This window comes from Clostridium sp. (assembly GCF_051278035.1).
In the GTDB taxonomy this organism is placed as follows: domain Bacteria; phylum Bacillota; class Clostridia; order Clostridiales; family Clostridiaceae; genus Clostridium_AD.
In genome coordinates this window covers 15,780-38,466 of sequence record NZ_JBNMNU010000005.1, presented here as the reverse complement: position 1 = coordinate 38,466, position 22,687 = coordinate 15,780, and the positions used below count along the sequence as shown (strand labels likewise).

Genomic DNA, 22,687 nt, shown 5'->3' with positions numbered 1-22,687 from the left:
ATTGGGGGTGGAATAATGAAGGGTGAAAAGGCTATTGTACCAGCCCACGGAGGAGATATTTATTCTGAGGGTGTATTTAATGGAAAAGATATAATAGATTTCAGTTCAAATATAAATCCCTTAGGAGTACCTAAATCATTTATAAATAACTATGGAGAAGCAATAAATTCTATTACGCGATATCCAGATATTAAGTATAGAGAATTGATAGGATACTTAGGTAAATATGTTGGAGATGGTAACTTTATTAAAGCTGATAGTTTTGTGCTTGGTAATGGTGCTTCAGAGATTATTGATCTGGTTATTAGCATATTTGAAAGGTTACTAATTGTTGTACCTTCCTTTGGAGAATATGAAGCTGATGCAAAAAAATGGGGGTGTGACCTAGAGTACTCTTATCTAAAGGCTGATATGAGTTATGATTATGAGGATATATATTCAAAGCTTAAGGGCGTGGATGGTTTAATACTCGGAAATCCAAACAACCCCAGTGGAAATGTTATTGATAAAGCCAAGTTTAATAATATTTTAAAATATTGTGAAGCGAATAATAAAATTATAGTTATAGATGAAGCTTTTATAGAGTTTACGAGTAGCACGGAGCTTAGTTTTATAGAAGAAATAAGTGGTTTTAATTGCTTATTTATCATTAGAGCATTAACGAAATTCTTTGGAATGCCAGGAATAAGGTTTGGATATGGGATAAGTAAAAATCTAAACTTACTTAATAAGATAAAAGAAAAACAAAATCCTTGGAATATAAATTGCTTTGCAGAACTTGCTTGTAAGTATGTATTAGAGGATAAAGAATATATTGAAAACTCTAAGAAGTGGATATATGAAGAAAAAATGTTCTTACCAGGGCAGCTTGAAAAAATAAGATTCATTGAAATTGTTTACCCGACAGAATGTAATTATGTGCTATGTAAATTAATGAATACTTATGGAGAGTGGCTATATAGAAAGTGTATGGAGCAGGGGATTCTTATAAGACGGGCATCAAATTTTAAAGGTTTGGACGATGGCTATGTAAGATTTGCTATAAAAAACAGAGAATTAAATATTAAACTAATTGAAGCGTTGACAATCATAGAAAAAATGACGAATGATATAGAGGTGAATAAATGAAAACAATAGTTATATCTTCAAATAGCAGTGGAGGGGGGAAAACCACCATAACCCTTGGACTTATGAAGGCTCTTATGAATAGAGGGTACGATGTGCAAGGCTACAAGGTTGGCCCGGACTATATTGATACAGCATTTCATAGTCATGTTACTGCTAAGCCTTCAAGAAATCTGGATTTATTTCTAATGGGAGAAGCAGGGGTTAAGGCAAGCTTTACTAGGGGAATCAAAGATTCAAGTGAAAATTCACTTGGCGTTATTGAAGGAGTTATGGGACTTTATGATGGTAAAGGTATAACAACTGAGTACTCTACAGCTCATTTAGCAAAGACTTTAAATCTTCCAGTTGTATTAATAATTTCCCCAAAGGCTCAGAGTGCAACACTATGTGCTGAAATTAATGGAATTATGAATTTCGAGGATGCAAATATAATTGGGGTTATTTTAAATAATATAAGTGAAAGCTATTTCAAACTTTTAAAATGCGCTATCGAAAAACACTGCAATATAGTGGTTTTTGGTTATGTACCAAAGAATGAAAGGCTTAGTTTAAAGAGTAGACATCTAGGACTTGTGCAAAGCAGTGAAATAGAAGACTTAGACGATAAAGTTGTGATCTGCAGTGAACTTTTAGAAAAAAACGTTAATTTAGAGCAATTAATAAAATGTTTTAAAGATAATAATGGATATGAAGATGAATTTCATGTGAGTAACAAAGGTATGAAAATAGCGGTGGCATTGGATAATGCTTTTAGTTTTTATTACAGAGAAAATTTAGAGTTACTAGAGGAACTAGGAGAAATTATTTATTTTAGTCCCTTAAATGATAGCAAACTTCCTGAAAATATTGACTTTTTATATATTGGTGGAGGTTATCCTGAGGTATTTGTAAAAGAGCTCAGTCTCAATAAATCTATGCTTTTAAGCATTAAAACTGCGCTTATAAATGGACTGAGCTGCTACGCAGAATGTGGAGGGCTAATGTACCTTAGTGGAGCTATAGACGGGACTCCTACAGTTGGTTTCTTTAGTGGAGAGTCCCATATGACAAAAAAACTTCAGAATTTTGGATATGCAAAACTTAATGTTCTAAGCGGAAAATTAACTGGAGAGAATAATCTGGAAATAAACTGTCATGAATTTCATAAATCCTATGTACAGCTTGATGAGAAAAAAGAATTTAAATTAACTAAGACTATGTACGATGGTGATATTAAAGAGTGGGAATGTGGCTATGTTAAAAACAATACCAAAGCTGTGTATGCTCATATTCACTTTTTCGGTAGTATGGAATTTTTCAATAGATTCTTATTTAAAAATAAATAACTAAGGGTGATGAAATGAAAGATTATATCAAAGTTCCAATGGATATAGAGAATAAAAGTTTTGAAATAATAGGTAGTGAAATGACGAGCCATAACTTTTCAGAAAATGAATTAAAGATTATTAAAAGGGTAATTCATACAACTGCAGACTTTGAATACCAAGATTTAGTATATATAAGAGAAGATGCGATAGATGCAGCCCTTAAAATTCTTAAAAAGGGAACTACAATTTATACTGATACAAATATGGCTCTTGCAGGTATAAATAAAAAGGCATTAAATCAGTTGAATTGTAAGGTTGTTTGTTATGTAAGTAATGAAGAAGTTGCAAAAATTGCTTTGGAAAAGGGAATTACAAGATCTATGGCGGCCCTTGAAAAAGCAGTAGAGGAAGGCATTGAATTTTTTGTCTTTGGAAATGCTCCTACAGCACTATTTAAGCTTAATGAGCTTATCATACAGGGAAAATCAAAAGCACAATTTATAGTTGCAGCGCCTATTGGTTTTGTAGGTGCAGCAGAGTCAAAAGTAGAAATAGAAAAATTAGAAACACCTATGATAACGATAAGAGGTCGTAAGGGTGGTAGCTCAGTTGCAGCTTCCATAGTAAATGCACTACTTTATATGTTAATTAAGAGGTAGTAAATAGAGAATTTTGTTTAAAGCGAGGTATTGTGTTATGTTAGATCTATTTGTTAACAGTGATGGTAAAAAGTTAAGATGCGGATATACTACAGGCTCCTGCGCAGCCGCTGCTGCAAAGGCTGCTACTTATATGTTATATAACAATGTGGAAATTAAAGAAGTTAAAATAGATACACCAAAAGGCATAGAACTTCTGCTCACTATAGAAAAAATCAATACTTTTGACGATTATGTTGAGTGTTGCATTATAAAAGACGGTGGAGATGATGTGGACGCTACCCATGGTTTAGAAATATGGGCGAGAGCAGATAAAAAGCAAAGTGGATATAGATTAAAAGGTGGAAGCGGAGTAGGGGTTGTACGTGGGGAAGGTTTATATGTAAAAAAAGGAGAACCTGCTATAAACCCTGTACCTAGACTCATGATAGAAAAAGAAGTTAAAAGTGTACTTCCAGAGAAAGCTGGAGTAGAAATAACCATCTCTGTACCTAGAGGTGAAGAAGTTGCTAAAAGAACCTTTAATCCACGGCTAAATATTATTGGAGGTATATCTATACTAGGAACTACAGGAATAGTAACTCCTATGTCTATAGAGTCAATTACAGATTCTATTCATCTTGAAATCTGTCAAAAGGTTGCAGGGGGACATAAGGATTTAATACTGGTATTTGGTAGTATAGGTGAAGAAATGGCTATAAAGCTAGGCCATGATAAAAATAAAATTGTTATGATATCTAACTTTATTGGAACTACTCTAAATAGCTGTATGGAGAAAGAGGTTAATAGCGTTTTACTAGTTGGTCATATAGGAAAACTTAGCAAAATATCAGCTGGATGCTTTAATACTCATAGTAGGACATGTGATGTTAGACTGGAGGTTATTGCCTTAGAACTTGCACTTGCAGGCGCTCCTAGGGAACTTGTGCAAAATATTTATGCAGAAAAAACCACTGAAGGCGCAGTTAAGCTATTAGGCAATAGGTACAATGAAATATATGAAGAAATAGCAAAAAAGAGCAAAAATAGAATGGAACAATACACCTATGGACAAATAAAAGCTGAAGTAACAATGTTCGTAGGAACAACCACACCTAGAGTACTATACGCAACTTAAAAAAGGGGGGATGGCATGCTTTTTATAGTTGGCCTTGGGCCAGGAAGTATTGATTATATTTTACCTAAAGCTGTTAAGATACTAAAGAATTCAGATACTATTTTAGGATTTGAAAGAGCTCTTGACAGTATAGATTTCGATTATGATAAAAAGAAAATAGTTAAGAGTTTGAAGGAAGTTATATGTTATGCTAGAGAAAATATGGATAAAAACATAAGTATTGTAGCTTCGGGAGACCCCTCTTTTTATGGTATAACAGATTTTATAAATCGGAGTTATAGTGGAAACATTGAAGTAGTACCAGGTATCAGCTCTTTTCAATATTTTGTTTCTAAATTAAATAAATCTTGGCAAGGCAGTTATCTTTCAAGTCTTCATGGAAGAGAGGAAGATTTTATCCAGCGGGTTAAAGAAAATAGTACTTCAATTTGGCTTACTGATAAAAACAATACACCTGGATTTATTTGTAACAAATTAATGGGGTGTAATCTTAAGACGGTGGTATATGTCGGTGAAAATTTATCTTACACTGATGAAAAGATAACAATTGGAGCGCCGGAGGAATTTATAGATACAAGTTTTAGTGATTTATGCGTGGTTATAATTGAAAGGCTATAGGTGATGATAATGAATTATATTAGAGATGAGGAATTTATAAGAGGAAATTGCCCAATGACGAAAGAGGAAGTAAGGATTTTAAGTGTTGCAAAACTCCATTTAAAAGAAGATAGCCTAGCCTTAGATATTGGAGCGGGCACAGGAGCTGTCACAATAGAAATGAGTAGGCAGTGCAGCAAAGGTTCAGTTATCGGAATAGAAAAAGACGTCGATGCCTTAGAGGTATTATATAAAAATAAAGAAAAGTTTAAAACTGATAACTTAACCGTTGTTGAGGGTGAGGCTTTAGAGGTTATAAATGAAATTAACGGATGCTTTGATTCAATATTTATTGGAGGAAGTGGCGGAAATCTTGAGAAGATAATTAGAGAATATAGTTTAAAGCTAAAAACAGAGGGTACAATGGTTTTAAATTTTATAACTATAAATAATTTATATACTGCTATGAGAGTATTAAAGGAAATCGGGTTTGTTGTAAATTGCACTCAAGCTTCTATAAGCAAAACAAAGGGAGAAAGCTTTATGCTATTTGGAAACAATCCAATATTTATAGTAACTGCTGAAAAATAGTTAGGAGGAAACAAATGGGCAAATTATATGGCGTAGGAGTTGGACCAGGAGACAAGGAACTGTTAACACTAAAGGCAGTTAGAATTATAGAGATGTGTGATGTAATTGTTGCACCTAGCGCTATGAACGGTGGTAAAAGTATAGCACTCCAAACTGCAGAGGATTATATTAGAGAGGGTTCTGAGATAATGATTAAACACTTCCCGATGGGAGGAGAAGAACAGGAACAAAAGATATATGAGGCATTTAAGGCAATAGAAGAAAAACTTAAAGAAGGAAAGAATGTAGCTTTCCTAACAATAGGTGATCCTTTTGTTTATAGCACATATATTTACCTTTTAAAGTATATAGAAAAGCATGGATTTGATACTGAAACTATTCCAGGGATCACATCGTTTTGTGCCTGTGCTAGCCTTGCAAAGCAGCCGCTTGTTATTGGTGATGAGCCACTTCTTATTATGCCAGCAAGTAATATTCATAATATAGGAACTGAAAAATTCTTAGTTATTATGAAGGTTTATAAAGTGGAAGAAGAGGTTATAAATGTACTTGAAGAAAAAGGGTTTGATTATGTATATGTGAAAAAGGCTGGGAGAGAAGGCCAAGAGGTTATAAGAAATAAAGAGGATATATTGAAAAATAAAGAGTATATGTCACTAATTATAGCAAATAGAAAATAATTGAAAGAAGTATTATTGATTTCAAAATAGGTGGAGGAATAATTATGGTTTATTTTATTGGAGCAGGTCCGGGAGATGTGGATTTAATAACGGTTAAAGGAAGAGATATTTTAACTAAATGCGATGTTGTTATATATGCAGGGTCCTTAGTTAGTAATAAACATATAGTGTTTTGCAAGGAAGGCGTAGAAATACATAACTCAGCATCAATGACACTTGAAGATGTTCTATTAGTTATGAAGAAGGCTGAAGATACGGGTAAGATGGTAGTCCGTCTTCATACTGGAGACCCAGCTATTTACGGGGCAATAAAGGAACAAATGGATGAACTAGATAAGCTAAATGTAAAATTCAAGGTTATTCCAGGAGTAAGTTCTTTTTCTGCAGCAGCCTCAGCAATTAAAAAAGAATTCACTTTGCCAGGTGTAACTCAGACAGTTATACTTACTAGGGTAGAAGGTAGAACCCCAGTGCCTGAGAGAGAAAATTTAGAGAGTTTGGCTAAAATAGGAGCTTCTATGGCTATATTTTTATCAATAGGAATGATAGATAAGGTGGTAGAAAATCTTAGACGCGGTTATGGAAGAAATGTTCCAGTGGCTGTGGTGGAAAGAGCTACTTGGGAAGATGAAAGATGCATAATAGGAACTTTGGATGATATTTCTGAAAAGGTAAAGGCTGCAAATATAACTAAATGTGCACAGATATTAGTTGGAGACTTTATAGATTGTGAATATGAGAAGAGTTTACTTTATGATAAAAGCTTTACTCATATGTTTAGGGAAGGAAAATAGTGAGGGCAATATGGATATTGTAAGTAATATGAATATTGCAGGCAATGTTAACATTGCAATTGTCAGTGTTACAAATCAAGGAGATGAAATTAGTAAAAGGTTAAGAGAGGATTTTAAGATAACGCTCTTTTCAAAAAATTATACTACTAATTTCAATTTAAGTGTTATAACAAAGAAACTCATGGAAGATTTTGAAGCCATTATCTTCATAAGTTCTACTGGTATTGCAGTTAGAGCTATAGCTCCATATTTAAAAAATAAGGCTACAGATCCAGCAGTAATAGTAATTGATACAACTGGTTCTTTTGTAATTAGCTTAGTTAGCGGGCATTTAGGGGGAGCAAATGAGCTCACTTTAAAAGTGTCAGAATCTATAAAGGCTCTGCCTGTAATTACTACGGCTACGGATAACCTGGGAATTATAGCACCTGATATCATTGCAAGGGACAACCATTTAGTAATAGATGATTTGAAAAAGGCTAAGAGCATTTCCTCAAAGCTTGTAGCAGGAAGAAAAGTAGCCTTTTTAGATGAGGGTAAGGAAATTTCTCTTCCAAAGGGGTATGAAACAAGTACTGAAGTGGCAGAAGGTCTTGTATATGTTACTAATAAAAAGGATTTAAAAGTGGCAGAAGAATTCAATAAATGCGAAAGCCTAAAGTTAATAAGAAGAAACATAGTGCTTGGAATAGGATGTAAAAAAAACTTCTCGGTAGTCAAAATGAGAGAAAGTGTTTTAAGAATATTAGAGCAGCATAATTTGGACATTAGGTCCATTGTGATTGTCACTACTGTAGAGGTTAAAAGAAATGAAGTTGCTATTTTGGATCTTAATGAATTTTTAAAAAGTGAACTTAGTATATGGAGTCTAGAAGAAATTAAAAAAGTTCATCATAAATATATCGGAAGTGATTTCGTAGAAAAAACTATTGGAGTTAGGGCAGTTTGTGAGCCTTGTGTTGAACTAAGCCAAGGTACGCTCCTAACAGAGAAGATAGCAAGCGACGGCATGACAATTTGCATAGGAGAAATACAAAATAAATAGCAATATATATGGAGGGATAACATGGGAAAGTTATACGTAATAGGCATAGGGCCAGGTGGGCTTGAACATATGACGTTAAAGGCAATTAAGGCTATAGCAGAAAGCCAAGTTGTAGTAGGTTATAATAAATATATTGATTTTATGAAACCACTTTTAGATGGTAAAGAGCTTTATTCCACTGGAATGAAAGGGGAAGAAGTGAGATGCACTCATGCATTAAAAGAGGCGGAAAATAAAGTTGTTTCTATAATAAGCACTGGAGATGCAGGTATATATGGTATGGCTGGATTAATACTTCAGTTAAATGCATTAGATAAAGTAGAAGTTGAGGTAATTCCTGGAGTTACAGCGTCATCTGCAGCTGCATCAGTGGTTGGAGCTCCACTAATGCATGATAATTGTAATATTAGTTTGAGTGATTTAATGACCCCTTATGATTTAATAAAAAAGAGAGTCTCACTTGCAGCCGAAGGTGATTTTGTAATTTCATTGTATAATCCAAGGAGCATGGGAAGACCAAAGTATTTAGGAGAATGTATAGATTTGATTGCTTCTCATAGAAAAGAAACAACTCCAGTAGCTGTGGTTAAAAACGCACTAAGAGATGGACAAGAGGTTAGACTATTCACACTAGGAACCTTTGATGAGAGTGTGGTTGATATGTTTTCTATAGTTATTATAGGTAATAGTCAAAGCTATATTAAAAATGGTAAATTTATAACTCCTAGAGGATATTCCTCTGCAGCCTCGGAGTAATATGATAGCATTATTTTTAGGAACCTCGGAAGGTAAAAAAATACTATCTCTACTAAATACTTTTACAGAAGATATTTTTATTTCAACAGCCACTTCTTATGGGGGTGAACTCTTAAAGGATTATAAATATAAGGTTTTAAATACGACTCCACTTGATAAAGTAAGCCTAGTCAAGGCTTTTAAAGAAAACAATATAAGTGTAGTAGTAGATGGTTCACACCCATATGCAACGGAAATTACAAAGACACTAATGGATCTATGCACAGAACATAACCTTGATTATATTAGATATGAGAGACCTTCTGTTATTGATAAATTCAAGAATCATAAGGAAGTAATTAGAGTTTATGGGTATGAACAGCTACTAGAAATGGCGAAAAATATCAAAGGAACCATACTAAATACTACAGGAAGTAGAAATATAAAGAAACTCATGGATCTTGGAATGGAAAACAGAATAGTTCATAGGGTACTTCCATCCATAGAAGTTATGAAAGAATACTTTTCCCTAGGGCTCTGCGTTGAGGATATCATAGCTATAAAAGGACCAACTAGCTATGATTTAAATTGTAGCTTTATTAAAGAGTATGACGCTAAGGCAATTATCTTAAAGGATAGTGGAGTACAGGGTGGTACAGAAGAAAAGTTAAAAGCTGCAATTGATTTAGGGATAACTGCTTTTGTAATAGATAGAAGTAAGGTAACCTATGAAAATTCATTTAATAATGAAGATGAACTTGTTGAATATATTAAGAAGACATACTGGAGGGGGTAAATAGGTGAAAACGAAAAAGCTTGTTTTAGCTGCACTTTTTATAGCACTTAGTTTTGTAGGGGCCAATATAAAAATAATGAGTTCAATAGCCTTTGATTCCATGCCTGGTTTTTTAGGAGCCATCATACTAGGACCTTATTACGGAGCGTTAATAGGGGCTCTAGGACATTTCTTAACTGCGCTTACCAGTGGTTTTCCACTATCATTACCTGTTCATTTGATTACGATGGTTGGGATGGGGGTAACTATGCTGGTGTTTGGATATGTATTCAAATATTTTTTATCAAAAAACTATATTGTAGCAGTTATACTTTCACTAACTTCCGCAGTTATGATAAATGGACCTCTGTTAATACTTATACTATCACCACTATTAATACCTGTTTTAGGTAAAACTGTGCTTATAGGAATGGTGCCTGTACTTTCGGGAGTAGCTGCACTAAATATTATTATGGCGCAAATAATACATAAGATTCTACCAGAAAGGTATAAATCATGGAAGTAAACAAAGTAAGGGATTTAACTCTTATTAAAATTGATAAAAATAAAACCATGGTAGTAGCCTGTGATTGTTGTGGAAGTGTTGGAATGAAAGAAGGGGATTATTTAAAAGTGAATCCCTTTTACACAGGTAAATACACCGCTAGGGTGGCCATTCTAGAAGTATTATGCACTGGTGCTGAAATTGTTACTGTAGTAGATGCTATTTGTAATGAGATGAATAATACTGGTGAAGAAATAATTAGGGGTATAGAAGAAGAACTTAAGGTCGCAGGCATCAATAGAGTTGTTCTTACTGGAAGCACAGAAGAAAATTTTCCTACAGTTTCTACTGGTCTAGGCATAACAGTTATAGGAATAGTGAATACTAACGCTCTAAGAGTAAATAGCGTAAAAGATAATACTATAGTGGTTTCAATAGGATTACCTAAGGTGGGAGACGAAGTTAAGCTAAATAATGATGAGGATATTGTACATTATAGAGACATTGATATTCTTCTACATACGATGGGTGTTTATGAAATAATACCTGTAGGCTCTAAGGGTATATTTTATGAAGCTCGCCAACTTGCAAAATTTAATGGTATGAAACTAAAAATTGAAGAAGACATCAAATTAGAAATTATGAAAAGTGCAGGTCCAAGCACCGTTATTATTGCTGCAGTTTCATATAAAGCTATAGATAATATAAAACATTTAAGGAATTTTAATATTATAGGAAGTCTAACAACTAAATAGGATGTATTTTTAGTATATAAGGAGCCACTAGATACTCATTCTAGTGGCTCTTGTCTTATTTTAATTACTAATAAATATCTGAAAGTTCTACTCGTATATTTTCATTAGTAACGGGTAATTTGCTAGTGTATAGCTTACTCTCGTTAATTATGTTTTTTGAGGGTAGTTTAACTGTAAATTTACTCCCTTTCCCAAATTCACTTTCAACATATATGCTACCACCATGTAACTCTGCAATCGACTTGACTAAACTTAAGCCAATACCCGTACCCTCTGAATTTTTTGACAGAGATTTATCTACCTGGTTAAATCTATCGAAAATCATATCTAAGTTCTTATCTTCAATGCCAATACCATTATCTTTTACTGATAGTTCAATAAATTCATTCTTATCTTTAATAGACACAAATATTTCATCGCCGACATCTGAGAATTTTATCGCGTTTGATATAAGATTTAAAACTATTCTATCTATCGCTTCAGGGTCACAAGCAATAATATATTCTTCTATATCCGTATCAAAAATTATATTTAAGCCTTTGGCATCAATGAAATTAGTTACAGACATCACTATATCTTCTACAATAACAACTATATCGTTATTTGATAAATTCAATTTGTAGAACCCTGCTTCAATTTTAGATAAATCTACAATGTTATTAATAAGTCTAGAAAGTCTATAGGAATTTTGCTTAATTGAAGCTATATATTTTACAATTGAGTTCTTTTTATCGTCGAGTGAACCATTTTTGCAATACAAATCAAATAACTGAGCCGTCGCAAATATTACATTCAGTGGCGTTTTAAGTTCATGAGATATATTAACAAGAAACTCTCCTTGTAACTTTAATGCCTTTTCCATAATTATATTATATTTTATTTCAGCAGTAACATCTATTACTATGATTAGTATTTCTTGGATTTCTCCATCTGTTTTGAACATGGGTTCAAAAATAACATTCCAATATGTTTGAGTTCCATTTAATAAAATTTCCTTTTTATTTAAATACTTTGTTTCCTTATCTCTTATAACTTGATTAATATATAGGTAACATTTGCTTGTTTCTAATTGTTCATATATTTCAAATAAATCTTCAAGCTTCTTTTGGGTTAATTGACTGATTGATAAAATATCGGGCTTTAACAGCTTAATGATACTAAAGGCCTTTTTATTAATATCAACAACCTTTAAATCTGGGCATGATATTCTAACAACAGGCAAATCAAAAGTATCTATAATTTTGTTCAACAATTTATATTGGCTTCTTATAGCGTCTTCACGTTTGAAATAGTCCGTCATGTTTTGAGTGCAAAGTACACCTATAGTAAATTTTCCTTCATTATCATAAATAGGGGTTCCACTGACATCTATTTGTAATGTTTTATGTGGAAATCTTAAGTCCATTCTCATGTTTTTAAATTTTTCACCTCTCATAACTCTAGAAATAGGAGTGTTTTGAAGAGCTATCTCATCACCATTAATATCATAAAGCTTAGCCTCGTTATAACTATCACTTGCCTTATCTATATATACATAATATCTTTCATTTGTTTGAGCTGAATATTCGTAATATGGGAAAAACATTTTTCTTTCTGATTTATTGAATGATATATATTTGCCCTTATTATCGAAAATAGAAATACCATCAGATATGTTTTCAATGATAGCCTCTAATTGATTTTTTTGCTCTTCAATCTTTCTCGACTTTTCAATTGTGTCGGTAATATCGTGAAAGCACGATATCACCATAGTTATATCTCCAAGCGTATTATAAATCGGAATTGAGCTTAGCTCCAAAAAATACTCTTTAGAAGGATGCTTTATGTGTGCTTTAAAATTTCTTACTTCCTCTCCTCTTAATGCCCTAAATCCAGGAAGGTTTTCGAAAGGTATCTCATTACCTTTCATATCGAATAATTTAGATTCTTTAAAAGAATCGCCTAGAAAAGTTACATTATCTGATTGATAAACTAACCTCTTTGCTTCTGAATTTGCCATAATAAATTCACCTGTATTATCAGCAAGAATCACTCCCTCTGATAAATTTTCAATTATACTAATAAGCTGTGTGTTTTTTTGTTTTAATTGTTCTTTTTGATTTTCTATTATTTTGTTTTTTAGAAGTAAATTTCGATTTTCAAAATACTTAGCGGCCACCTCAGAAGCAGTCTCAAATATATATTTAATCTCTCCATTTTGAAGTATAGCTGTTTGAGTAAAGTTCCAATAACTTACGTCTCCCTTGAAACTAATATATTTTACATAACTGTTCTTTTTTGTTTCTAAAATGGAGTCCCAAACAACTTCAGATTCGCTACTGTAAAATTCATCTAAAATTTCACTAACAGGGAGACCTATAATATTTACCTTATTATTAAGAGGCGAGTCTAGTAAATTAAGATACTTTTGATTGGATCTGAGCAATATAAAATCAGGAACACTGTACACAGCATAGCCTGTTGTAATATCTATAAATAATTGCTCCATAAAGGTGAACTTATCATCAAGTCTAGAATTAGGTTTCTCAACAAAAGTATATACTTGTCCATTTGACATCGTGTCATAAAAAACAGATATGGTCACCTCACGAGCACTAAGGGACTTTGTAAAAATATATACACATTGTTTATCGCTAATATTCTTAATAAAACTTTGAAAATTAATTTTTAGTAGGGATCCTATTTCTGTAAGTGATTTGCCTAGCAGTTCAACCATCGTAAAACCTGTAAAATCAATAAATTCTGTATTTACATCTGTTAGAATGCCTTTACACGAATAAAAATATGGTTCTATTATTTTGCTACTAAAAGTATTTTCCAATATATTACCTCCATTTTTTAACATATAAACGTATAGACTTCATTTTTATTAAATAGGTACACTATTAATATGCTTATTGTTACATATTATCATATTTTACGTTGTAATTACATATTTTATATTATAATAAAATAAATAGCATCAAAATTATTTATTAAGCGGTTTACTTGACAATGAACGAGCTATAAATTAAACTAAGTATAGTATTATATAAGTCACGAAGGCTTATGTTTATTTAAATTTTAGTTTACTTAAAACAAACAACCACGAAGGTTGAAGACATTGTTTATGCAATGTCCTAACTTTGGTGGTTTTTTATGTTGTAAAGATATTTTTAGTTAATAATGCTAGGAGGGTATAATTATGCACATGGCAGATGCTTTAATTTCACCTATTGTAGGTGGAACAATGTGGGCTGCAACAGTAGCAATTTCGGCTTATTCAATTAAAAAAGTTGAAAATGAGATGGATGAGAAGAAAATACCTTTAATGGGAGTTATGGGCGCATTTGTTTTTGCAGCACAAATGATTAATTTTTCTATTCCTGGAACAGGATCTAGTGGACATTTAGGCGGAGGCTTACTTCTGGCGATAATACTTGGTCCATACGCAGGATTTCTTACTATGGCATCTATTCTTACTATACAAGCATTATTTTTTGCGGATGGCGGACTTTTGGCACTTGGATGTAATATTTTTAATATGGGTTTTTATACTTGTTTTATAGCATATCCATTTATTTATAAAAGAATAATGAGAAAAGGTTATTCTAAGAAACGAATACTTATTGGAGCAATGATAGCATCTATAATAGGACTACAACTTGGTGCATTTAGTGTTGTAATGGAAACCGTATTATCAGGTAAAACAGAATTACCATTTAGCTCCTTTGTGCTTTTAATGCAGCCTATACATCTTGCTATTGGTGCTGTTGAAGGTCTTGTGATAACTGCGGTTGTAAGCTTTGTTTTTAAGGCACGTCCTGAAATCATAGAAAATGCTACTACTTCAAGACCAATAGGAAATATATCAATGACAAAAGTAATTGTAAGTTTAATAGTTATGGCAACACTTGTAGGTGGCGTTCTATCATGGTTTGCATCAGCTAATCCTGATGGTCTTGAGTGGTCTATGTTTAAAACTTCAGGGCAAGAAGAATTAGTGGCCAGCGATAGTGTTCATAAAACCCTTGGTGAGATTCAAGATAAAACAGCATTTCTTCCAGGGTATGACTTTAAATCCACAGAAGTTGGAAGCACTGAAAATACTGAAGTGAAAGCGAAATCTTGGCCATCTGTAAGTGCTGGAACTAGTACGGCGGGGGTTGTTGGTGGAGGGCTAACACTGATACTTGTATCTATAATAGGATTTGTTTTAAGCATAATAAAGAAAAAGAATAGAATTAATGCATCTTAAATAAAGCCTGGACATAATGCAGTATATAGAATACTTAAGATTGGATTTGATGAGATTATGGCTAATATGGGAAAAGTATTATATAATATAAGGCTTTTGGATGAGCTTGGTGAGAAAAAAACAATTATTCATAAGGTACATCCACTTGCAAAATTAGTTACGACTATTATATTTTTGATAATAGTTGTTTCTTTTAAAAAATATGAAATAAGCGGACTAACGCCGCTTGTTCTATTTCCTATGGCGTTAATTACCCTTAGCGATATCCCAGTTAGACCAATTATTAATAGAACATTAATAGTATTGCCATTCGTTATAGGAATTGCCATTTTCAATCCAATACTTGATCATACGCCTATGATTTACATAGGAGGTATATCTATTTCTGGGGGATGGGTTTCATTCATATCAATTATTTTTAAATGTGTATTAACAGTATCGGCTACGCTTGTACTAATAGCCACAACAGGTATGAATAAAATTTCTATGGCACTTAGAATTCTAAAAGTACCTAAATTATTTGTAATGCAACTTCTTCTAACGTATCGTTATATTTCTGTGTTAATTGAAGAAGTTATGAGAACCACAACAGCTTATAGTTTGCGTTCTCCTTTCCAAAAGGGAATAAGATTTAAAGATTGGGGTCCACTTACAGGGCAGCTTTTAATCAGAACTATAGATAGGGCCCATCGTATATATGTATCAATGTGCTGTAGAGGGTTTCAAGGTGAATATAACACTGATAACAGTCTTAAAATATGTGTTAATGATTTTATGTATTCTATATTGTGGGTGTTATTTTTTGTTGTCGTTCGATATAATAATATACCAAAGCTAATAGGCGTAATTATGACAGGAGTGATTAAATGAGTCATCATGTAATTGAAATAAAAGATTTGCAATATGTTTATCCAGACGGTAATAAAGCTATAAATGAGATTTCTTTCAAATTACGTCATGGAGAGTCAGTAGGAATAGTGGGAGCAAATGGTGCGGGCAAATCAACACTTTTGATGCTTATTCTTGGAATTATATTTCCCGGTAATGGTAATATAAGCATTGGAAATATTCCAGTAACTAAGAAGACTCTACCTTACATAAGAGAAAAAGTTGGCATGGTATTTCAAGACCCTGATGATCAATTATTCATGAATACCGTATATGATGATGTAGCGTTTGGTCCTCGTAATTATAAAATAGATGAGGAAGAAGTATCAAAACGGGTGCTAAAAGCCCTTGAAACTGTAGGGATATTACATTTAAAAGATCGTGCACCATATAAACTCTCGGGTGGGGAAAAGCGTTCGGCTTCAATAGCGGCTATACTTTCCATGCATCCAGAGATACTAATTATGGACGAGCCGACAACAGCTCTGGATCCTAAATCCAGACGTTGTCTTATAAATCTTCTAAAAAGCTTTGACCACACTAAAATTATTGCATCACATGATTTGGATATGGTATATGAATTATGTGAAAGAACTATCATATTAAAAGGTGGCAGGATAATAGCAGATGGATTAACTTCCGAATTAATGATTAATGCAGAATTAATGGAAAAATGTAGTCTTGAAATTCCGTTAAGTATACAAAATTGTCCAAGATGTGGATTTGAAAAGTCGTATCGTTAACATTATATTTTATAGCTCAAAATTACATTTTACATTAAGTACAATCTCCTCAATTATATCTTTAATTTGTAGATTTCGTGTGCCTGGTATATAAATGCCATGTTTTTGTAGTGGAAGTATATATTTAGTACAATCCATATTAAATATGGAACTTGAAATACTGGCGGTAATTTCACCGTTTATGCCGCCACTACATATTATCCCAATCGGTCCGATTATACTTTCAATTTTATTTGTTCTGCAAAACGAGCAAATTTCTTTTTCCCCACTTATTCCAACACTCGCACCAGCTCTTAACATATTCGAAGTAGCAATTGCGTTTGTACCAAGTGCAATAATATAAACGTCAAGGTCAACTTCTTTACGGATTTTTTTTATAATTGATTGGCCAAGACCTGCACCTTGTGCATCTATTACGGCTATTTTCATGGTGACACCTCTCAAAAAAATATTTACTATATAATGATATTTATTATTATGTACATAAACATTATACTATAATATAGAAATATATTCTGTTTTTAGCCCAAACAAAATTAATTATCATAAGGAGAAATTGATATGGCTATTACTGTTTTTGAAGCAACAAAATTAAATACATTTAAAAAATTTAGATTAATATCAGGATTTAGTGGTCTTGATAATTTGGTTGAGAAGGTAGGAATACTGGATTGGGAATTTTTTTCGAATATGGAAGGGCAATTTATTAAAGGTGAATTTGTACTTACCAGTCTAATGTTTGCAAAGGATAATTCCGACTTTATCTTTGAAGCGGTTAAAAGTCTCATAGAAGATGGTGCTAGTGGTTTGGCTATAAAGAATATTTATTATGATAATATCCCAGCAGAAGTGGTTAATTATGCAATTGAAAAATCCTTTCCAATATTTATATTTGATAATAGTGTATACTTTGAAAATATTATTACAGAAGTAATGGATAAAATAAGGTTTGCAGATAACTATGAAATACTGGAAACTAAAATAGATACTCTTGTTAAAAAGAACCTTAACAAAGCTACTGTAAAAGAAATAGCCTTTGAAATAAATAGTAGATTTAAAGAACATATTTTTGTTGTTTACTGTAAAAAGAAAAAGTATATTGACAATATTAATATACTTACACTGCTGGAAAGATTAAAACAAAATAAAAATACAGATATTTATAGCGCTGTTTTAAAGTATAGAGATGGTGTATTAATAATAATTACAGATGAAAAGATTAATGAGAAAAGTATTAAAAGTAAAGTAAATTCTTTGATAGAACGTATTGGGATTAATATTTCGGACTATTATATAGGAGTCAGTAATTTACATTCTAGTCTTGAGAAACTAGATATTGGAATAAACGAAAGTGTTTTTGCTCAAAAAACCAGTGAAGTATCAGATAATTCCTTTAACTATTTTAACAATATTGGAATATATAGTATTCTTATGCCTTATATTGATGAAATATGGATTCATGATTTCTATAATAGAATAATAATGCCAGTTAAAAATTACGATGAAAAATACAATATGGAATTGTTTGATACAGCAGTTAAATATATTGAAAATGATGGTAAAATTACTGAAACTGCTAATGCACTCTTCTTACATAAAAATACTATTAGATATAGAATAAAAAAAATAAAAGAATTATTAAATATGGAAGAGTATGAAGGCAAGTTCTATGAACAGCTTTCAATAGCTATAAAGTTACATAAGATTTATAACATTTAGAATTAGTGTACAAGTGAACCTATAGAATAAACTATTTTTATTATAGTCTATTCTATAGGATTTCTTTTTTATAAGATGTCTTAAATTTTTCAAGAAGGTAAATTTGTAAAAAGTACAAAAATATTAAAGTTTAATTGTATTTTATACAAATATTTTAAAGTGAAAAAGTGGTATTATTAAAGAAAGCTTAAATTAAAAGGAGATGATAAAATGAATAATAAAAGATTAGGTACTAATGGTTCTAATATGCTCTTATTACTTACTGCGGCTATATGGGGATTTGCATTCGTTGCACAAAGAGTAGGGTCTCAATATGTAGGGGCATTTACCTTCAATGGGTTAAGATTTGCTCTTGGAAGTATTTCTCTCATTCCCTTAATAATTTATTTCGATAAAAGAAAGAAAAGTGACAACCGTAATGAGAGTAATATTGAATTAAATACTAAAAAATCAATTTTATCAGGTGTGTTAGTTGGTATTGCTCTTTACGCAGCTGCAACGCTACAGCAAGTTGGTCTTATTTATACAACAGCTGGAAAAGCAAGTTTTATTACAGGACTTTATATGGTTTTTGTACCAATTATAGGAATATTTTTAAAACATAAAATTGAAAAAAAATCGTGGATTGGAGTAGTAATTGCAGTTGTTGGACTTTACCTCTTAAGCGTAAATGAAAATTTCAGTATAGGTTATGGTGACTTACTTGAAATTATAGGAGCTATATTTTGGGCTATACACATTTTAACAATAGGTTATTTTTCTAGTAAGATGGATGTTTTGAAACTATCTTTCATTCAATTTGCAACATGCTCGTTTTTAAGTCTAATATCAGCCTTAATATTTGAACAGGTTACCATGAATGGCATATCACAGGCTTTAGTTCCAATACTTTATGGTGGTCTTTTATCAGTTGGTGTAGCATTTACCCTGCAAGCGATAGCCCAAAAGAATGCCAAGCCATCTCATGCTGCTATCATATTAAGTATGGAATCAGTATTTGGTGCTATAGGTGGTGCAGTTTTACTTGGGGAGAGTATGAGTAGTAGAGGGTATATAGGCTGTATCCTTATACTTGGAGGAATACTTGTAACACAAATTAAATTTCGTTCAAAGCAAACATAAAAACAAAATACTTATTGATACAAAAGAAAATAATAGTTAATGGTTCACTTAAAATACTCCTCATTGGTGCCATGTTCATAAAAGATTAAATGTTATTTAATCACATTTGTTATATAATTATATTATACTCGGTGAGACATTAAATCTGAAATTAATTAAAATGTAACAATGGAAAAGGAGTGTTTTTTTTGAATAACAATATTGAAATAAATAAGCCGCCAAGCACTAATTTTTTTAGAGATATTATAACTGAAACAAAGTATTTATCTATTTTATGTACCTTCATATTTTTTTTCAGGCCACTGCTCTTCTAACAGAGAGTGTAGGTACTATAACAAACTTTAGCATTCCAATAAATTATAGCATGCTAATTTTGTTTATAGATTATTAACAGTATTGAACCTCTAAGTAATTTTCCGTCGATTAAGATTTCCGCCTATGATTATCCAAATTCTTTCGTTAAACCTTTGGTAGAAAATGGTTACACAGCTTTAGCTTTTCATGGTAATAGAGGGGGTTTTTATAGTAGAGACGAAGCCTATCCTAAGATGGGTTTTAACGAATTTAAGGGTATAAACAAACTTGGTTTAACTAGTGATGGCTGGGGTGACCCTGATAATAAAAGCTACAAGGAAGAAAAAACTGTGGCAAGCTTCTTAGATATTTCTCCAACAATTTTAAAATTATCAGGGGTTAAATATAACCTTTTTTCTGATGGAGTTAATTTAATTGATATAGAGAGAGAAAATAAAAAAATTCCCTTTAAAGAAAAATTATATGACGCAAAAGAACTTTTTAATGATATTAATAAAAAAATAAAAGTAGTACCTAAAAAATAATTATTTTTTTGAGAAAAGCCTTGACTTGGAGTGCACTATAGATGATAGAATAAATTTGGAATGTTTGAAAAGTGCAGCATTATAGGATCAAACTTTTAGCAAGAATATTTTATAATATTGCTTAATTTATTTAGGGGGAGTTAATATGTTATATAGAAAATTAGGAAAGACAAATGAAAAGGTATCAGCTTTAGGTTTTGGATGTATGAGATTACCTATTATTGATGGAGATGTAACAAAGATTGATGAGGAAAAGGCTATAGAAATGCTTCATCATTCAATTGATGAAGGAGTAAACTATGTAGATACTGCATATCCTTATCATGGAAGTGGAATGGCAAGTGGAGGAGAAAGTGAACCATTTGTTGGTAGAGCTTTGAAAGATGGGTATAGAGAAAAAGTTAATTTAGCTACAAAACTTCCTAGTTGGTTGATTAAGACTAGAGAAGACATGGATAAGTATTTAAATGAACAATTAGAACGTCTACAAACAGATAAAATAGATTTCTATTTAGTGCATGCTTTAAATAGAGGTGCTTGGGAAAATTTAAAGAAATTAGGAATAGATGAGTTTTTAAATTCAGCAATTAAAGATGGAAGAATAAGATATGCAGGATTTTCATTTCATGATGATTTAGCTGTATTTAAAGAAATAGTAGATTACTATGATTGGTCATTCTGCCAAATTCAATATAATTATATAGATGAAAAATTCCAGGCTGGAACAGAAGGATTAAAATATGCAGCAGATAAAGGTCTTGGAATTGTTATTATGGAACCACTTAGAGGTGGAAAGCTAATTAAAGATCTTCCAGACGCAGTTACAAATGCTTTTGATAAAGCGGAAACTAAAAAATCTCCAGTTGAATGGGCGCTAAAATGGGTATGGAATTATCCGGAAGTAGCTGTAGTACTTAGTGGTATGACCGAAATGGAACATGTAAGTGAAAACTTAAGAATTGCAAGCGAGGCACTACCTAACTCATTAACAGAAGAAGAAGTAGAAATAATGGATGATGTAAAAAAAATATATAGAGAAAGAATAAAAGTTAACTGCACAGCTTGTCAATATTGTATGCCTTGTCCAGTAGGAGTAAACATTCCTAAGAACTTTACTCACTACAATCAATATAGTGTGCTTGCTACCCCAAAGACAGAAGCAGAACTAAAGCATTTTTATAATGCATTTGTAAATGCGTCAGAGAGAGCAGATAAATGTGTAGAGTGTGGTAAATGTGAAGAGCATTGTCCACAAGGAATTAAAATCCGCGAAGAATTAAAAAATGTTAAGGAATTATTTGAGTAGACATAACTAATAAAATATTCGGAGTGGTTATGTTAATTAAATATTGGACAAGATAGAATTTGAAATTAAAATTATGCATTATGGGTGGGAGGAGGAAAGATAAATGATGAACAATGAAAAGTATAATGAATTAATAAAATATATCAAAGGTTTAGGAAAAGTGGTTTTAGCATTTTCAGGTGGAGTAGATAGTACTTTTTTACTTAAAGCAGCTAAAGAAGCTCTTGGAGATAATGTAAAAGCAGTTACAATTATGTCTCCATATATTCCAAAGTGGGAAATAGCAGAAGCAAAAGAATTAGCTAAAGAATTAGGAGTACAGCATGAGATTATAGAAGCTCCGATTATTGATTCAATAAAATTTAATCCGGAAAATAGATGTTATCTTTGTAAAACTGCAGTGTTTAGTATGATTTTATCTGTTGCTAAGGATGAAGGTTATAACTGTGTAATTGACGGAACTAACTTTGATGATATAAGTGATTATAGACCAGGGCTTAAAGCATTAAAGGAATTAGAAATAAAAAGTCCACTTTTAGAATGCAAAATAACTAAAGCGGAAATAAGAGCTTTTTCTAAAGAATTAGGACTTAACACTTGGGATAAGCCAGCATATGCTTGTCTTTTAACAAGAATACCTTATGGGAATGAATTAAAAGTAGAAGATTTTGAGAAGATTGAAAATGCAGAAAAATATATGATGAGCATAGGGTTTAGAGCTGTTAGAGTAAGATGTCATGGAGATTTAGCAAGAGTTGAAGTAAATAAAAATGAAAGAAGTAAATTATTTGATGAAAAACTGTTAGATACTATTGCTAAAAAGATAAAAGAATGTGGATTTAAATATGTAACTTTAGATATGCAAGGATATAGAGTAGGGAGTTTCAATGAAACTATGGTGAAAAATTCAGATGAGCAAAGTAAATAAAAATTTTAGGTGGATAAAGTTAGTTTATTTCATATTCAGAACTAAAAAGCATAAAAAATAAGTCTTATCCAATTTTATTGGTTGATAAGGCTTGTTTTCTTATATATCGTAGGTGCTACAGTAATCTGTGCACTTGGTCAGAGAGTAAGAAGAGGCGTAGTAGAAGACTAAAGTTTGGTAATTAGACAATTATATAGGTCACCAAATTGGAGGGATT

General features: G+C 31.9%; 23 protein-coding genes. 21 read left to right on the top strand and 2 right to left on the bottom strand.

Annotated elements, in window-relative coordinates:
• Positions 1 to 15: 15 nt before the first annotated feature.
• Genes ACJAX4_RS01865 through ACJAX4_RS01805 form a run of 13 tightly spaced genes read left to right on the top strand, consistent with a single transcriptional unit; the run spans position 16 to position 10,688 of the window.
• On the top strand, positions 16 to 1,128 hold the full coding sequence (locus tag ACJAX4_RS01865) for a pyridoxal phosphate-dependent aminotransferase (RefSeq protein WP_435787752.1): 1,113 nt from the start codon (positions 16 to 18) through the stop codon (positions 1,126 to 1,128).
• On the top strand, positions 1,125 to 2,453 hold the full coding sequence (locus ACJAX4_RS01860) for a cobyrinate a,c-diamide synthase (protein ID WP_435787751.1): 1,329 nt from the start codon (positions 1,125 to 1,127) through the stop codon (positions 2,451 to 2,453). Before ACJAX4_RS01865 ends, ACJAX4_RS01860 begins: the two co-directional genes overlap by 4 nt.
• A 14-nt stretch (positions 2,454 to 2,467) precedes the next feature.
• Positions 2,468 to 3,094 carry a precorrin-8X methylmutase gene (locus ACJAX4_RS01855; protein WP_435787750.1) on the top strand — a complete coding sequence of 209 codons (627 nt, stop codon included), beginning with the start codon at positions 2,468 to 2,470 and terminating at the stop codon, positions 3,092 to 3,094.
• A 37-nt stretch (positions 3,095 to 3,131) separates the two neighbouring features.
• Positions 3,132 to 4,211 (top strand): cobalt-precorrin-5B (C(1))-methyltransferase CbiD, encoded by a 1,080-nt coding sequence (gene cbiD, locus ACJAX4_RS01850; RefSeq protein WP_435787749.1) that lies wholly within the window; start codon positions 3,132 to 3,134, stop codon positions 4,209 to 4,211.
• Positions 4,212 to 4,226: 15 nt separating this feature from the next.
• Positions 4,227 to 4,829 carry a precorrin-6y C5,15-methyltransferase (decarboxylating) subunit CbiE gene (gene cbiE / locus ACJAX4_RS01845; protein WP_435787748.1) on the top strand — a complete coding sequence of 201 codons (603 nt, stop codon included), beginning with the start codon at positions 4,227 to 4,229 and terminating at the stop codon, positions 4,827 to 4,829.
• Positions 4,830 to 4,838: 9 nt separating this feature from the next.
• Complete coding sequence (cbiT, locus tag ACJAX4_RS01840) at positions 4,839 to 5,399, top strand: precorrin-6Y C5,15-methyltransferase (decarboxylating) subunit CbiT (RefSeq protein WP_435787747.1); 561 nt, start codon at positions 4,839 to 4,841, stop codon at positions 5,397 to 5,399.
• A 14-nt stretch (positions 5,400 to 5,413) separates the two neighbouring features.
• Entirely contained in the window at positions 5,414 to 6,079 is a 666-nt protein-coding gene (locus tag ACJAX4_RS01835; RefSeq protein WP_435787746.1) for a cobalt-factor II C(20)-methyltransferase, read from the top strand.
• Between the two features lie 44 nt (positions 6,080 to 6,123).
• Positions 6,124 to 6,873 (top strand): precorrin-4 C(11)-methyltransferase, encoded by a 750-nt coding sequence (gene cobM, locus ACJAX4_RS01830; protein ID WP_435787745.1) that lies wholly within the window; start codon positions 6,124 to 6,126, stop codon positions 6,871 to 6,873.
• Entirely contained in the window at positions 6,833 to 7,918 is a 1,086-nt protein-coding gene (gene cbiG, locus ACJAX4_RS01825; protein ID WP_435787744.1) for a cobalt-precorrin 5A hydrolase, read from the top strand. Before cobM ends, cbiG begins: the two co-directional genes overlap by 41 nt.
• Positions 7,919 to 7,939: 21 nt before the next feature.
• A complete protein-coding gene (gene cobJ, locus ACJAX4_RS01820) occupies positions 7,940 to 8,674 on the top strand; it encodes a precorrin-3B C(17)-methyltransferase (RefSeq protein ID WP_435787743.1) in 735 nt (244 codons plus the stop codon).
• Between the two features lies 1 nt (position 8,675).
• The gene (locus ACJAX4_RS01815) at positions 8,676 to 9,449 is read left to right on the top strand and encodes a cobalt-precorrin-6A reductase (RefSeq protein WP_435787742.1); all 774 of its coding nucleotides are present in this window, start codon (positions 8,676 to 8,678) and stop codon (positions 9,447 to 9,449) included.
• A 4-nt stretch (positions 9,450 to 9,453) separates the two neighbouring features.
• Positions 9,454 to 9,954, top strand: a complete 501-nt coding sequence (locus ACJAX4_RS01810) for an ECF transporter S component (RefSeq protein ID WP_435787741.1) — start codon at positions 9,454 to 9,456, stop codon at positions 9,952 to 9,954.
• A complete protein-coding gene (locus tag ACJAX4_RS01805; protein ID WP_435787740.1) occupies positions 9,945 to 10,688 on the top strand; it encodes an AIR synthase related protein in 744 nt (247 codons plus the stop codon). The genes ACJAX4_RS01810 and ACJAX4_RS01805 overlap by 10 nt, the downstream gene beginning before the upstream one ends.
• A 67-nt stretch (positions 10,689 to 10,755) precedes the next feature.
• On the opposite strand, the gene ACJAX4_RS01800 is transcribed toward ACJAX4_RS01805, so the two are convergent.
• A complete protein-coding gene (locus ACJAX4_RS01800; RefSeq protein WP_435787739.1) occupies positions 10,756 to 13,509 on the bottom strand; it encodes a PAS domain-containing sensor histidine kinase in 2,754 nt (917 codons plus the stop codon).
• A 363-nt stretch (positions 13,510 to 13,872) separates the two neighbouring features.
• Between ACJAX4_RS01800 and ACJAX4_RS01795 the strand changes: the two genes are divergently transcribed.
• Genes ACJAX4_RS01795 through ACJAX4_RS01785 form a run of 3 tightly spaced genes read left to right on the top strand, consistent with a single transcriptional unit; the run spans position 13,873 to position 16,556 of the window.
• Positions 13,873 to 14,925 carry an energy-coupling factor ABC transporter permease gene (locus tag ACJAX4_RS01795; protein ID WP_435787738.1) on the top strand — a complete coding sequence of 351 codons (1,053 nt, stop codon included), beginning with the start codon at positions 13,873 to 13,875 and terminating at the stop codon, positions 14,923 to 14,925.
• Positions 14,926 to 14,982: 57 nt separating this feature from the next.
• Positions 14,983 to 15,795 carry a cobalt ECF transporter T component CbiQ gene (cbiQ, locus tag ACJAX4_RS01790; RefSeq protein ID WP_435787737.1) on the top strand — a complete coding sequence of 271 codons (813 nt, stop codon included), beginning with the start codon at positions 14,983 to 14,985 and terminating at the stop codon, positions 15,793 to 15,795.
• Positions 15,792 to 16,556, top strand: a complete 765-nt coding sequence (locus tag ACJAX4_RS01785; protein WP_435787736.1) for an energy-coupling factor ABC transporter ATP-binding protein — start codon at positions 15,792 to 15,794, stop codon at positions 16,554 to 16,556. The genes cbiQ and ACJAX4_RS01785 overlap by 4 nt, the downstream gene beginning before the upstream one ends.
• A gap of 9 nt (positions 16,557 to 16,565) precedes the next feature.
• On the opposite strand, the gene ACJAX4_RS01780 is transcribed toward ACJAX4_RS01785, so the two are convergent.
• Positions 16,566 to 16,985, bottom strand: coding sequence for a DUF3842 family protein (locus ACJAX4_RS01780; RefSeq protein WP_435787735.1), 420 nt, complete (start codon positions 16,983 to 16,985; stop codon positions 16,566 to 16,568).
• 132 nt (positions 16,986 to 17,117) lie between these two features.
• Between ACJAX4_RS01780 and ACJAX4_RS01775 the strand changes: the two genes are divergently transcribed.
• The 5 genes from ACJAX4_RS01775 to larE all read left to right on the top strand — a co-directional run bounded on the left by ACJAX4_RS01775 (position 17,118) and on the right by larE (position 22,470).
• A complete protein-coding gene (locus ACJAX4_RS01775) occupies positions 17,118 to 18,275 on the top strand; it encodes a PucR family transcriptional regulator (RefSeq protein WP_435787734.1) in 1,158 nt (385 codons plus the stop codon).
• 210 nt (positions 18,276 to 18,485) lie between these two features.
• Positions 18,486 to 19,397, top strand: coding sequence for a DMT family transporter (locus ACJAX4_RS01770; RefSeq protein ID WP_435787733.1), 912 nt, complete (start codon positions 18,486 to 18,488; stop codon positions 19,395 to 19,397).
• A 548-nt stretch (positions 19,398 to 19,945) separates the two neighbouring features.
• Positions 19,946 to 20,236, top strand: a complete 291-nt coding sequence (locus ACJAX4_RS01765; RefSeq protein ID WP_435787732.1) for a hypothetical protein — start codon at positions 19,946 to 19,948, stop codon at positions 20,234 to 20,236.
• A 145-nt stretch (positions 20,237 to 20,381) separates the two neighbouring features.
• Positions 20,382 to 21,542, top strand: coding sequence for an aldo/keto reductase (locus ACJAX4_RS01760; RefSeq protein WP_435787731.1), 1,161 nt, complete (start codon positions 20,382 to 20,384; stop codon positions 21,540 to 21,542).
• A 103-nt stretch (positions 21,543 to 21,645) separates the two neighbouring features.
• Positions 21,646 to 22,470, top strand: coding sequence for an ATP-dependent sacrificial sulfur transferase LarE (larE, locus tag ACJAX4_RS01755; protein WP_435787730.1), 825 nt, complete (start codon positions 21,646 to 21,648; stop codon positions 22,468 to 22,470).
• The last annotated feature ends 217 nt before the right edge of the window (positions 22,471 to 22,687 follow it).

Excerpts from the sequence above, each read along its gene's own strand:
- ACJAX4_RS01865 (WP_435787752.1), top strand. The coding sequence starts at position 16 with ATGAAGGGTGAAAAGGCTATTGTACCAGCCCACGGAGGAGATATTTAT.
- ACJAX4_RS01860 (WP_435787751.1), top strand. The coding sequence starts at position 1,125 with ATGAAAACAATAGTTATATCTTCAAATAGCAGTGGAGGGGGGAAAACC.
- ACJAX4_RS01855 (WP_435787750.1), top strand. The coding sequence starts at position 2,468 with ATGAAAGATTATATCAAAGTTCCAATGGATATAGAGAATAAAAGTTTT.
- cbiD (WP_435787749.1), top strand. The coding sequence starts at position 3,132 with ATGTTAGATCTATTTGTTAACAGTGATGGTAAAAAGTTAAGATGCGGA.
- cbiE (WP_435787748.1), top strand. The coding sequence starts at position 4,227 with ATGCTTTTTATAGTTGGCCTTGGGCCAGGAAGTATTGATTATATTTTA.
- cbiT (WP_435787747.1), top strand. The coding sequence starts at position 4,839 with ATGAATTATATTAGAGATGAGGAATTTATAAGAGGAAATTGCCCAATG.
- ACJAX4_RS01835 (WP_435787746.1), top strand. The coding sequence starts at position 5,414 with ATGGGCAAATTATATGGCGTAGGAGTTGGACCAGGAGACAAGGAACTG.
- cobM (WP_435787745.1), top strand. The coding sequence starts at position 6,124 with ATGGTTTATTTTATTGGAGCAGGTCCGGGAGATGTGGATTTAATAACG.
- cbiG (WP_435787744.1), top strand. The coding sequence starts at position 6,833 with ATGATAAAAGCTTTACTCATATGTTTAGGGAAGGAAAATAGTGAGGGC.
- cobJ (WP_435787743.1), top strand. The coding sequence starts at position 7,940 with ATGGGAAAGTTATACGTAATAGGCATAGGGCCAGGTGGGCTTGAACAT.
- ACJAX4_RS01815 (WP_435787742.1), top strand. The coding sequence starts at position 8,676 with ATGATAGCATTATTTTTAGGAACCTCGGAAGGTAAAAAAATACTATCT.
- ACJAX4_RS01805 (WP_435787740.1), top strand. The coding sequence starts at position 9,945 with ATGGAAGTAAACAAAGTAAGGGATTTAACTCTTATTAAAATTGATAAA.
- ACJAX4_RS01795 (WP_435787738.1), top strand. The coding sequence starts at position 13,873 with ATGCACATGGCAGATGCTTTAATTTCACCTATTGTAGGTGGAACAATG.
- cbiQ (WP_435787737.1), top strand. The coding sequence starts at position 14,983 with ATGGCTAATATGGGAAAAGTATTATATAATATAAGGCTTTTGGATGAG.
- ACJAX4_RS01785 (WP_435787736.1), top strand. The coding sequence starts at position 15,792 with ATGAGTCATCATGTAATTGAAATAAAAGATTTGCAATATGTTTATCCA.
- ACJAX4_RS01780 (WP_435787735.1), bottom strand. The coding sequence starts at position 16,985 with ATGAAAATAGCCGTAATAGATGCACAAGGTGCAGGTCTTGGCCAATCA.
- ACJAX4_RS01775 (WP_435787734.1), top strand. The coding sequence starts at position 17,118 with ATGGCTATTACTGTTTTTGAAGCAACAAAATTAAATACATTTAAAAAA.
- ACJAX4_RS01770 (WP_435787733.1), top strand. The coding sequence starts at position 18,486 with ATGAATAATAAAAGATTAGGTACTAATGGTTCTAATATGCTCTTATTA.
- ACJAX4_RS01765 (WP_435787732.1), top strand. The coding sequence starts at position 19,946 with ATGGGTTTTAACGAATTTAAGGGTATAAACAAACTTGGTTTAACTAGT.
- ACJAX4_RS01760 (WP_435787731.1), top strand. The coding sequence starts at position 20,382 with ATGTTATATAGAAAATTAGGAAAGACAAATGAAAAGGTATCAGCTTTA.
- larE (WP_435787730.1), top strand. The coding sequence starts at position 21,646 with ATGATGAACAATGAAAAGTATAATGAATTAATAAAATATATCAAAGGT.